Here is a 12,202-nt window from a genome sequence, read left to right as displayed (position 1 = left end):
TTTATGCGCCAACGCAGCGGAGGGTCGGAGGGATTCTGGAGAAACGATAGTGTTCGCCTTTAAAGACCGATTTCAACCTATAATCCCTTTACAATAAAGAAATCGGGCTTTAACAGCGATCGCAAGAACCCTCCGTACCCGTAGCGGCTTCATGGAGCGGCTGTCAATCACTGATTTCGAGTTTTAGTCAATTTTTATTCTAGGCATTATATTGCGCCTGATACAACCGGCTGTAAGTTCCGCCAGCGTTAACCAGTTCCTCATGCCGGCCTTCTTCGGCAATGCCTTCTTCCGTCACGACTATAATGCGGTCCGCATTTTTGATCGTTGTCAGACGGTGGGCAATCACAAGGGTTGTTCTGCCCACGGACAGATCGGCTAGCGATTGCTGAATCGCCGCTTCCGTCTCTGTATCGAGTGCGGAGGTGGCTTCATCCAGGATCAGAATCGGCGGATTCTTGAGGAACATTCTTGCAATCGCCAGCCGCTGCTTCTGCCCGCCGGACAGCTTCACACCACGTTCCCCGATGACCGTATCCATGCCATCCGGCAAGCTCTGGATTAATTCCTCCAGATGTGCGCGTCTGGCCGCTTCCCAGATCTCCGTCAACTCCGCATCCAGTTTACCATAGGCAATGTTCTCCTTAATCGTGCCGGAGAACAGGAATACATCCTGCTGCACAATACCGATCTGCTTCCGCAGGGAGAAGAGCTTCAACTCGCGGATATCGGTTCCATCAATCGAGATCCCGCCTCTAGTCACATCATAGAAACGGGGCAGCAGACTGCAAATGGTAGTTTTACCTGCTCCAGAAGGGCCGACAAATGCAATGGTCTCCCCAGCTTTAACCTTCAGGTTAATATGCTCCAGCACGTTGCGGTTGTCATCATAACCGAAGGAGACATCTGTAAAGTCAATATCTCCGCGCAGAGAGGCTACTTCAAGAGCATCTGGCTTATCCTTGATATCAGGCTCCGTATCCATAATTTCCAGGTAACGTCGGAAGCCGGCAATTCCCTTCGGGTAACTCTCGATCACGGCATTGATCTTCTCAATCGGGCGGAAGAAGACATTGGACAGCAGGATGAATGCGACAAATTCTCCGATTTGCAGTTTCCCTTGAATGAAGAACCAGGCCCCGCAGACCATTACAACAATAGTGATCAGACGTGTCATCATATAGCTGATCGATAAGCTTTTGGCCATAAGCTTATAAGCAAGCAGCTTCGTTTGGCGGAACATTTGATTATCGATGGCAAAGAGCTCTTTTTCATAGTTCTCATTGGCAAAAGACTGCACTACCCGGATTCCGCCTACATTGTCTTCGATGCGGGCATTGAAGCTGCCTACATTTCCGAAGAGCCGATGGTAGGTGGAGGTCATATTGCGTCCAAAGTGAATAATGATCCAGCCCATCAAAGGAACGATAACGAAAGTAATGATGGCTAGCTGTAGATTAATTTGGGCCATCAGGAGAAAAGCGCCGATCAGCGTCATAAACGCGATAAAAACATCCTCGGGCCCATGATGCGCCACCTCGCCGATATCATTCAAATCATTGGTAATGCGGCCGATTAAATGACCGGTTTTGTTATTATCGAAGAAGCGGAAGGATAACTTCTGGATGTGTTCGAACATTTTTTTGCGCATATCCGTTTCGATGTTGATCCCCAGCATATGCCCCCAGTAGGTAACAATATATTGCATAGCCGTATTTACAGCATAAATAACCATGAGAGCAATACAAGCGATTAGAATTAACGGCCAATCTTGTCCTGGCAGCAGATCATCAATGAATTTGTTGACGGCAACCGGAAAAGCAAGTTCGAGCAGACCCGCGCCCACAGCGCAGGAGAAGTCCAGAATAAACAGCTTTTTGTAAGGCTTATAGTAGGAAAAAAAACGACGCAGCATCGGTGTTCACTCTTTTCTGTATTTTTATGTATCCTTATGTTGAGACTGATTCTCAACTGAACGTTATTCTATGGATACTAAAGATGGTTAACCCCTTTGTCAATCCTGAACTAAATTTAAACGAAACTTTGTACAGCAACTATGGATGAGAGGTATAATGATATCGTGTGTTTTTTGGGCAACCGGGAGGAAACAGGATGAAGGCAACGCAGCAAGAGAGAAACATGAGAGTAGAAAAAAACGCTTTAATAGAAGGAAAGATTCTATCTACAGGCTTGTCCGGCTCTAGGTATGAGCATTGGCTATTGGTGCTGGGAATTATATTTGTGGCAGCTGCACTACGTGCTCCGTTTACCTCTGTTGGACCTCTGCTGGAAACGATCCGCGATGATCTCGGGTTAACCAATACATTAGCAGGAGCCATTACCACCTTGCCTTTACTTGCTTTTGCGTTGGTATCACCGTTTGCACCGAAGCTGGCGCATCGTTACGGCTTGGCGAATGTTCTGTTAGTTTCCATGCTAACACTGGCTATTGGTATTCTGATTCGCTCATCAGCAGGAGCGGTAATGTTATTAACAGGTACGGCCATGCTCGGACTTTCGATAGCCGTCTGCAATGTACTGCTGCCAGGGTTAATCAAAGGAAAGTTCCCGCATCATATTGGTCTAATGACTGGGGTCTATACAGTTTCCATGAATATATGTGCTGCTACTGCCTCGGGTATAAGTGTACCCTTGGCGAATTCCGGCTTGGGCTGGAGAGGGACTTTAGCCCTCTGGTTCGTGATCGCTGCTCTGGCCACCCTGTTCTGGATTCCGCAAATGTGTAAACTGGGTCAAGGGAGTCGGAATAACGCCTTGTCTACTACAGGAAATATGTGGCGTTCCAAGCTGGCCTGGCAGGTTACCTTGTTTATGGGCTTGCAGTCGCTGCTCTATTACGTCTTGATTGCTTGGTTCTCCGTGATCCTGGTTGAACGCGGAATGACTTCAAGCCATGCCGGCTGGATTCTTTCGCTGATGCAGCTGGCTCAGCTGCCCTTTACCTTTTTCGTACCGCTATGGGCTGGACGTATGAAGAATCAGCGTCCGCTGGTCATTATTAGTTCTGTACTATTCATCCTTGGGATTAGCGGAGTTTGGCTCGGAAGTAGCGACTGGATGGCCTTATGGGCAATTTGTATCGGTATTGCTGGTGGTTTTGCTTTTGGACTGGTGATGATGTTCTTCAGTCTTCGCACAAGAAGCACCCAAGAAGCCAGTGAACTCTCCGGAATGGCCCAGTCTGTAGGCTACTTATTGGCTGCAACAGGGCCGGTGTTGTTCGGATTACTCCACGATATGACTAACAGCTGGAGTATTCCGCTGGTGCTGCTGCTGGGTGCAAGTGTACTGCTGCTGGTAGTGGGACTTGGCGCTGCAAACAATCGTTATGTAGGGGATTGAAGTTGGTATTGCCCAAAGTAAGGTGCATGAGAAAAATATCTTGCATTTTATTCTAAAAAGGAGTAAAGTCTTAATTACGGTGATTGCACCATTAATCACTACTATACATAATATGCGGTCATGGCGGAATTGGCAGACGCGCTGGCTTCAGGTGCCAGTGATAGCAATATCGTGGAGGTTCGAGTCCTCTTGACCGCATCATACTTTACACATGAAATCCTTCTTCGGAAGGGTTTTTATTTTGTCTTACATCCATCCATTTCTATTTGTATATGATTGCTTTTGACTCAGAATTGGATAATGGTTCGCACAATTAAGATTTCATAGATTCTACGACAACAACCCGCTGAGATTATGTTCTCGGCGGGTTGTTTTTGTCAAATCGGTCAGATGATCAGCTTCTTCTATATGTGTTTATCCCCGATAACTTGGCGTCCATCCTAATAGCTCTTCGCTCAAGCTCCAGAGGCGATCAGCGGCTTCAGGATCGACGGCATAAGGCATGACACCAAGAGCCAATGATCCAACTCGGCGCACCGAATCATTGTTCCATTTAGCCGCATCCTCCACCAACGGGGCGATGTCATTGTTCTCGCAATAGACGCCGCCGATGCCATCCAGTTGCGGGCTTATTGCGCACCAGACACTGGTCGCAGCCCCTTGCTCGACCGTCTTCAGGTTCTTCGACGGGTCAAGGATAGGTTTTCCGTCTCCATCAATCACCCCGATCGCTTGCAACTGCTCCTTCGATGCGAATCTGGAGAGGCCGGTTTCGACGATGCTGCCCGGATGAAGCGAGAATGCACGTATGCCCGCAGCTTTACCACGCTCGTCCACCGCAAGTGCGAAGAGGATGTTGGCCGTCTTCGACTGACCATAGGCTGACATTGGACTATAGTCGCGGCGTTCGAAATGGGGATCGTCAAACACGATGGGGGATTGGCGATGACCCCAGGAGGATACTGAGACTACCCGGGCCCCATTCGCTTGGCGTAAAGCAGGCCATAGGCGTGCCCCCAACTGGAAGTGCCCCAGATGGTTTGTTGCGAATTGCGACTCATATCCCCGCGCATCACGCAATAGGGGAGTAGCCATGATGCCTGCGCTGTTCACTAGAATGTGCAGTGGCTGGCCAGAGGCCAGAAACTTCTCGGCAAAGGCATCGATTGAAGCTGGATCCATCAGATCCATAGCTTCGATCTCTACTCCGTCTATCTCTTTCAGCGCAGCGGAAGCCTTGTCAAGATCGCGGGCTGGAACGATAACCTTCGCACCTGCTGAACGAAGTACACGTGTGGTCTCCAGACCGATACCGGAATAACCGCCGGTGATGATGGCGATTGTGCCACTCAGATCAATGCCGCGAATGATCTCGTCAGCTGTCGTGGAAGCTCCAAAACCGGAGCCAATCGGAACTTGTTGTGTTAACATAATAGACCTCCATAAATTTGTTATAAGGTTATTATTACTTGAAATGACGAGACTAAGTAGACCGTTCCTGCCTGAAAATTGCCTAAAGCTGCAAACCACTGTCTCTTTAGTAAAATAGGCTGCAGATCGCTAACCGATCTGCAGCCTATTCTCTTGAATTGTTAGTAGAGGATTCAGCACTCAAAGGCTCGAAAATCCTTCATATATACAGCAAATATTCCGAAGAAAAGGTATAATAATAATTATTTAGTCCCACAATCTCAGAGGAGGAGCTCACAGTGTCTGACTTTATTTTTGAGCAGCTGTACATGCGGTCTTCTATCGGGTTTGCAGTGGTCTCTTCGAAAGACGGGACGGTGCTTCAATCCAATCCGGCTCTTTGCGAAATGCTTGGTTATACTGAAGGTGAGCTTCATCAGATACGCTATCTTGATATGGTTTGTCCTGAGGATAAGCAGGCCATTGATCATGAAGATATCATAAATTACCTGCTGCAGAGGTCAGGAGCGGCTTTCGACAAAGAGAAGCGTCTCATGTGCAAGGACGGCAGTATAATTTGGGTAGCGCTTCATATTTTCTTATTATTTCAGGAGAATACTCCTTCCTTTATGATGGTAGAAATGACCGACATTACGGACCGGAAGCTTACAGAGACTAAGCTGCAGGAGAAACAATATCTGTACAATTTGATTACGCAGAATACACCGGATATGGTCTCTTTTGGTGACTTGGATGGAACGTTGCACTACGTGTCTCCTTCGATTGAGAAGTTGCTGGGATACCCGCCTCATGAAATGATCGGTAAAAAAAGACCGGAATATTATCATCCTGAGGACGCCTTAATGATGAGGGAGCAAGGCAATCTTTATTCGGATAGCGATGTGTTTACCCGCAGAGTACGACATAAAGACGGACATTATTTGTGGATTGAGAGCTCCTATCAGGTGCTGCGTAACGAAGCGGGCGAGGCGGAGCAGGTAGTGACGATTGCTCGTGATGTAACGGAGCGGAAGAAGTATGAGGATATGCTGGCTAAATCACAGCATCTGGCCCAAATGGGTTCCTGGGAATGGGATTTAGTGAAACAGTATGCAACCCTTTCCAAGGAAATGTGCCATATTTTTGGCTTTCCTGAATATAGCAGCAACCAATCTGTGTATGATCACGAACTGATTCGTTCCGTTATTCATCAGGAAGATTACCAGAAGACCATTGAAGGTTTAACTTACTCTTTGGAGAATGGAAAGAACGGCGAAACGGTATTTCGTATCAGAACCTCTTCGGGGTTGCCGAAGATCATCGAGGCCCACTGGGAAGTGGTAGTAGATGAAGCAGGGAGACCTATCCGGATTAGCGGCGTTGTACAGGATGTGACTGAACGCTACCAGATGGAGGAACAGTTGCGGGACAGTGAGAAGAACTTCCGTCTGATCTCCGAGAATTCACAGGACTTTATTTTCCGCAGTACTGCGGATGAGCAAATTACATATTTGTATGCTTCTCCGATCTGCTTCTTTATGTTTGGTTATACGCCTGAAGAGATGGTAGAGACCAGTGGACAAGACTACATTCATTCCATGGATGCCATTAGAGTTCTGGACTATATGCAGAGCAGTATGAAGGGGTTGAATCTTAAGCCGATAGTCTTCCGTTTCTTGCGCAAGGACGGCTCTTATATTTGGGTGGAAACTACCCTGCGGCATATCTATACCGGCGAAGGTGAGGTTCAGGAGGTTGTGGGCGTAACTCGTGACATTACCGAGCGCAAACACTACGAATTGAAGCTTCAGGAAAGTGAGAATCGCTATAAGTCCCTTTTTGAATACAACCCTTCGGCGATTAGCGCAATGGATTTGCTTGGACGTACACTCTCAGTCAACTCCAGTTTGCAGCAGCTGACGGGTTATTCCTGTGAAAGTCTGCTTCTGTCCTACTATAGCGAAATTATTGATTCAGAAGCGCTGGATGATGTGAATGAACGTTTCTGGAAGGCTGCGAACGGACAGGCCCAGATCTTCGACAGCAGGCTGATTCACCGGGAAGGGCATCCTGTTGAGGTTAGTGTTATTTATGTACCGATTATGGTAAACAATCAGGTGGTAGGGGTATTCAGTATCACTAGTGATATCACCGAGCGTAAACGTCATCTGGAGCAAATTGAGAAGCTTAGCTATGAGCATGCACTAATATTGAATTCGGTTACGGAAGGTATCTTTGGTATTAACCTTGAGGGGACAACGATGTTTATTAACCCTTCAGCGGCAGTAATGCTGGGTTATGACCCCCGGGAATTGTCCACCAACAGTCAACTGCATACCATTCAACAGACCTGGCTTGTTGGTGATCCGTATCCTGGGCAGAAGACTTTAATCCAGTCGCTTTCAGAGAGTCTCTCGTATGAAGAAAGAGAGGGAGTATTCTGGAGACAGGATGGCTCCAGTTTTTTGGTGAAATACCGGATGACACCCCTGTTTGATAACGGCATGCGCAAGGGTGCGGTGGTTGTCTTCAGGGATATTACCGAGGAGAAAGCCATTATGCGTGCTAAGGAATCGGCAGAACAGGCAGACCGGGCTAAATCAGAGTTTCTGGCTATCATGAGTCATGAGTTGCGTACTCCGATGAATGGTATTATTGGCATGGCTGATTTGCTCTCGGGAACAGAGCTTAATGATGAACAGCACTACTATACGCAGATTATTAATAAAAGTAGTGAAGCGCTGCTACATATTTTGAATGAAGTACTGGATTTCAGTAAAATTGAAGCTGGCATGATGACACTGGAACAGCAATTGGTAGACCTCCGTTATGTGATGCAAAGCGTCAGCGATCTATTCTATTCGAAGGTGAAGGAAAAAGGGCTATTACTAAACACTGAAGTTGATCCTGATCTTCCGGCATTAATTGTGACGGATGAGGCAAGATTACGCCAAATTCTTGTGAATTTAGTGGGGAATGCGGTTAAATTTACGGAGATCGGTGATATAAGCCTCTCAGTGAAGCTTGTGTCGTCACAGGATTCAGGAAATCTGATCATTAAATTTATAGTTCATGACACCGGAATTGGTATCCCGCAAGCAAGTCAGGGGCTGCTCTTCCAATCCTTCTCGCAACTACATCCGACCATCAACCGAAAGTATGGCGGCACGGGACTTGGACTAGCTATCAGTAAGAAACTGGCTGAGCTATTGGGGGGAACTATAGGTGTGGACAGCCATGAAGGAGAGGGCTCGGAATTCTATTTTACAGTGCAGGCCTCCCTTCCGGTCGAGGAACAGCAACAAGAGAAAGCTGTCAGGAACGATTATTCAGCGGATAAGGAGCGAACTGTTGCTGCGGAGATTTCCCCTGAAGGGAAATACGGACCTATGTCCATTCTGATTGCGGAAGATCATCCTGTGAACCGTCAACTGCTATTGGCTTATCTAAAGAAGCGGGGTTACGTGGCCGATGTGGCCGTAAATGGAGAGGAGGCCGTACAAGCCGTGCTCCTTCATTCGTATGATCTGGTCTTTATGGATATTCAAATGCCAGTTATGGATGGTATTGAAGCAACGGGAATTATCCGTGAGCAGTGTGGGCTAAATCCTGTGATTGTAGCTGTTACTGCCTTTGCGGGGAAAGAGGATGAGGAATTGTGTCTGCAGGCTGGGATGCACGACTTCATCTCGAAGCCGATTCAAGTGATTGAGCTGGATAGAGTTCTGAAGGAATGTTCAGTCCGCATCCGCAGATGAGTTGTTATGGTAATATTTCGAATTGGAGTGGGTTTGTAATGATATGGTTGATAAATGTCCTATTTGTATTGTTATATGCATTGACAACCTTGTTCGGTCTTGGTCCAGTCCTGTTCGCTGATGGCTCGAATATAGAGCGTACTGTAACACTGGTTGTGGTTCTTCTAATCTACGTGGCCATCACAATATTATTGCGGATCGTGCTAAAGCGGCGGGGTAAGCATTGACAATTGTTTTTAAGCTTAATATATTTGTAATGTTCTTAATTATTACGTTTTGAAATGAGTCAGCGAGAGGGTAACGATATTGCAAAAAATAAAACGCGGTGATTTGTTCATCATCCTGCTGGTTCTGCTGGCAGCCGCCTCTATCTATGGAGTCAAATTATACAAAAACCACAACGAGCATTATCAACAGGGTGATTTGCAGGCTATTATTACAGTGAATGGCAAAGAGTACAAGACCGTATCGTTAACGAAAGAAGAGCAAATTATCGATATCCAAACCAAATTTGGTCATAATACGCTTAAAGTATTCAATTATGGGATTCAAATGACATATTCTGATGCGCCGCTGCGAATTGCTTTGGAGATGGGCTTTATCTCCAAACCCAAGCAGCAGATTATTTGCATTCCGGCCCGCATCATGGTTGAGGTCTTCAATCCCAATAAGTCCGCAGATGACGAGGATGAGCTGGATGCGGTTATTTAGCAGTCTTAGCTGCAGTCTGTAACTGATCCCATGCAGCAATGGAGTCAGTGCTCGTGTAAATGTAGGGTGTAGCAGGCTGAGAAATCGGTGTGATGGACTCTGCGGTGATTTGCATGATTTCCTGGCCCTTGTAATGCACAATATGAAGCTTGCCCCGAACCTTTATCCAGGTATCGGCCGGCAGGCTTATTTTTTTGCCTGGATCAACCATAATTCCAAAGGGAGCGGCATCTGCCGTACAGCATTGTACCAGAAAACGGCTTACTGCAAACGTATTGTTCGCGGATCCGGCTTCAGTAGGATAGAGGAAGCCCGCAACAGCGACCTCTTTACCTTCAAATTGGTGTTTGTAGATATCAATGGCGCCAAAGGTTTCGGAGAAAATGGCTGGATATACGGGTATGACAGGCTGTGCGAATAATTTCTGGGCCAGTATGGCGAATTCTTCCTGATAAGGATCGGAGGACGGATAGGAAAGCGAAATTCCTTTTTTGGCTACGGCCATGCTGCCTAAAGCCCGGTCAGGGAGGAGAAATCCGAGCAATAGCGGGAAAAGAAACAATCCGTATAGAACAACGCTTCTATGACCTGAGCGGGGGAGTCGATGGTCGCAGTCGCATAATACGCTGCCTTTGCCGAATAACGCTTGCACGACTAGGCTGAACGCCATCAGCACCAGGGGCACCGGACAGAGCTTCACCCACCGCGCCAGCTTGGGCGCTACATAATAATTCAGAGCATCCTGCTGGACCAAATGCCCAATGTAGAGGGCGAAGGCCAGTAGAATAACTGCGCGTAAACCATAGTGAATCCGGATGCTCTTGGAGTCATTCATCATGTCCCTTCTCTCCATTGTTATATAAAGGATTGGATTGTCATAGCCACACGGAAAGCAACACGGCACCGATAAATACGCCAGAGATGATCAGAAAGAACAAATAGAGGGCGAATTTGGTTTTGAATAGCGCCAGCAGCATCATTGAGTTTTTGAAATCGAGCATCGGACCAAGCACCATAAAGGCAAGCAGGGAGCCCGCCGAAAAAGTATGCACAAAGGTCGAGGCGACGAAGGCGTCCGAAGTAGAACAAAGGGAGAGTATAAAGGCCAGTCCCATCATAAAAAGATAAGAGCCAAGTGGTTTATCACCTATCGCAATTAAGCTGTCACGCACCATAAACGTCTGGATAGCTGAGGTTAACAGGCAGCCAATGATCAAATATTTGCCCATTTCAAAAAACTCATCAGAGGTATGCACAAAGACGGATGCCAGTCTTCCCCCACGTGTACTGCGGTGATGCGTATCCTCACTCTCACGTTGGACAGACAGTCGTAACGGTGATTTCTTCACGGTTGCATAGATAATCAGGCCAATGATGCAGGACACGCTGAAAGCTAAGCCCATGCGGGCATAAGCCAGTTCTGGGTGGCTGCGAAAGGCGGTCAGCGTCGCCCCGTAAACAACCGGATTTAAGATCGGTCCTGCTAAAATAAATACAATAGCCACATAAAGCGGCATGCCCTTATGAATTAAGCGGCGGACGAGTGGGATCATTCCGCATTCGCAGACTGGAAAGAGGATTCCGAGCAGGCAGGCGAATAGAATCGCTGGTACTGGCCGCCGCGGAATCCAGCGTGAGATCATTTCATCCGGTACAAACACCTGCAGCAGCGAGGAGAGTAGTGCTCCGGCTAACACAAACGGTAAAGCTTCCAGCAAAATGCCGATAAAGGCTGTTTTGAAGGTGTCGATATAGGCATTATCCAGCAGTTCTAGATGATCTGGCAGCCAAAAGACGCCGAGAATAATAAGAAAGGCAGCGGGTAGCAGCAGCGGCAATATTTTGAATGGAGATTGGGTTGTCAAAGGAATAAGGCAGTCCAGCGTTCGATGAGTGTGGCCTCATTCAGATTTATACCGATAAATACCACGTATGGTGAACCGGGATAACGCGAATCTTCCCAAGACGTGTGCATGCCTGAATATTGGACAAGCTGAACAGGCTCTGGCTCCGAGAGCTGAACATGTCCCTTGGCCCGCAGTAGAATACCTTCCCATTCTTGAAAGAACGCTTCGAGCCTTTCTCTGGAGAGCAGCCTAGCCCCTGATTGTGGAAAGGTCAAGGTTACGGCAGACACTTGGGAGTAAGAGGCATTATGTTTCTCAGGCGCTTCTTTTACAGCTATACTTCCTCGGTCGGAATTCAGGCGCTTTAGCGGAGCTCCTGTAAAGTCTTGGTGTGCGCGTTGCGGAGCAGGGGCATAGGGCGCCTGCGGGATGATTCCGGCCAGCACCGGGTACAGATTGATTTTGCTGTAATGAGTGAAGGCAATTTCGGCTTTTTTATTTTGCTTGCGGACGACTTTTTCAATTTTCCATAAGGTTTCTGGTTCTACGAGGTCACTTTTATTGACGACAATGAGATCGGCAGAGCTAAGCTGCTTGCGCAGTGTTTGGATAAGCTGCTTGTCAGCTGAGAGACGGCTGTTATATTCCAAGGCATTCTCAGCATCCAGCAGGGTGACAGAATAATGCAGGCTTAGCCGTTCCCTGAGCGGTGATTCGTGCAACAGTTTGATGATTTCCTCCGGATCAGCCACACCAGTAAGCTCGATATAGATGGCATCCGGACGTCGTTTTTGCAGTTCGGAAAGACTGTCCGCAAGCTCCTCCTTGCGGCTGCAGCAGACACAACCGTCCAACAGCTTCTCCACATTGGTGCCAGTATGCTCCTGCAAAATATACCCGTCCACATCCCGTTTTCCCAGCTCATTCATGATTACGCCAGGATTAAGACTTCTAGCAAAGCTCTCCTGTAACAGAGTCAGCAGCAGGGTCGTTTTCCCACTCCCCAAAAATCCACTCAATATAATGACCGGTATCTTCATTTCCCACACTCCCGCTCCATTTAAAGATTCATATTTTTATAATTCCATCTATACGTAAATTGTCCGCCGGAAA

At 47.4% G+C, this 12,202-nt stretch carries 9 protein-coding genes and 1 tRNA gene; 5 read left to right on the top strand and 5 right to left on the bottom strand.

Annotation, left to right across the window (positions count from 1 at the left end; genetic code table 11):
- Nucleotides 1-199: 199 nt before the first annotated feature.
- The gene (locus H1230_RS22325; protein WP_239712070.1) at nt 200-1,915 is read right to left on the bottom strand and encodes an ABC transporter ATP-binding protein; all 1,716 of its coding nucleotides are present in this window, start codon (nt 1,913-1,915) and stop codon (nt 200-202) included.
- A gap of 197 nt (nt 1,916-2,112) precedes the next feature.
- Between H1230_RS22325 and H1230_RS22320 the strand changes: the two genes are divergently transcribed.
- Together H1230_RS22320 and H1230_RS22315 are read left to right on the top strand one after the other, a co-directional pair.
- Nucleotides 2,113-3,363, top strand: coding sequence for a CynX/NimT family MFS transporter (locus H1230_RS22320; protein ID WP_239712069.1), 1,251 nt, complete (start codon nt 2,113-2,115; stop codon nt 3,361-3,363).
- 114 nt (nt 3,364-3,477) lie between these two features.
- Nucleotides 3,478-3,561: transfer RNA gene (locus H1230_RS22315), tRNA-Leu, on the top strand.
- 216 nt (nt 3,562-3,777) lie between these two features.
- On the opposite strand, the gene H1230_RS22310 is transcribed toward H1230_RS22315, so the two are convergent.
- Nucleotides 3,778-4,893 (bottom strand): oxidoreductase, encoded by a 1,116-nt coding sequence (locus H1230_RS22310; RefSeq protein ID WP_345773369.1) that lies wholly within the window; start codon nt 4,891-4,893, stop codon nt 3,778-3,780.
- 179 nt (nt 4,894-5,072) lie between these two features.
- On the opposite strand from H1230_RS22310, the gene H1230_RS22305 reads away from it, so the two are divergent.
- The 3 genes from H1230_RS22305 (at nt 5,073) to H1230_RS22295 (ending at nt 9,242) form a co-directional block, all read left to right on the top strand.
- Entirely contained in the window at nt 5,073-8,531 is a 3,459-nt protein-coding gene (locus H1230_RS22305; protein WP_239712068.1) for a PAS domain-containing hybrid sensor histidine kinase/response regulator, read from the top strand.
- A gap of 38 nt (nt 8,532-8,569) precedes the next feature.
- Nucleotides 8,570-8,758, top strand: a complete 189-nt coding sequence (locus tag H1230_RS22300) for a DUF6954 family protein (protein ID WP_239712067.1) — start codon at nt 8,570-8,572, stop codon at nt 8,756-8,758.
- Nucleotides 8,759-8,837: 79 nt separating this feature from the next.
- Nucleotides 8,838-9,242, top strand: coding sequence for a NusG domain II-containing protein (locus tag H1230_RS22295; protein WP_239712066.1), 405 nt, complete (start codon nt 8,838-8,840; stop codon nt 9,240-9,242).
- Here H1230_RS22295 and H1230_RS22290 read toward each other — a convergent pair.
- From H1230_RS22290 to H1230_RS22280, 3 genes are read right to left on the bottom strand one after another with little or no spacing between them, the layout of a single operon-like run.
- Complete coding sequence (locus H1230_RS22290; protein WP_239712065.1) at nt 9,235-10,080, bottom strand: TIGR03943 family putative permease subunit; 846 nt, start codon at nt 10,078-10,080, stop codon at nt 9,235-9,237. The two genes, H1230_RS22295 and H1230_RS22290, sit on opposite strands and share 8 nt — an antisense overlap.
- Before the next feature lie 37 nt (nt 10,081-10,117).
- Nucleotides 10,118-11,107 carry a permease gene (locus tag H1230_RS22285; protein ID WP_239712064.1) on the bottom strand — a complete coding sequence of 330 codons (990 nt, stop codon included), beginning with the start codon at nt 11,105-11,107 and terminating at the stop codon, nt 10,118-10,120.
- Complete coding sequence (locus tag H1230_RS22280; RefSeq protein WP_239712063.1) at nt 11,104-12,129, bottom strand: CobW family GTP-binding protein; 1,026 nt, start codon at nt 12,127-12,129, stop codon at nt 11,104-11,106. The genes H1230_RS22285 and H1230_RS22280 overlap by 4 nt, the downstream gene beginning before the upstream one ends.
- Between the last annotated feature and the right edge of the window lie 73 nt (nt 12,130-12,202).

The sequence above is a fragment of the Paenibacillus sp. 19GGS1-52 genome, from assembly GCF_022369515.1.
Taxonomy (GTDB): domain Bacteria; phylum Bacillota; class Bacilli; order Paenibacillales; family Paenibacillaceae; genus Paenibacillus_AQ.
This window is presented reverse-complemented; position numbering and strand designations above follow the sequence as displayed.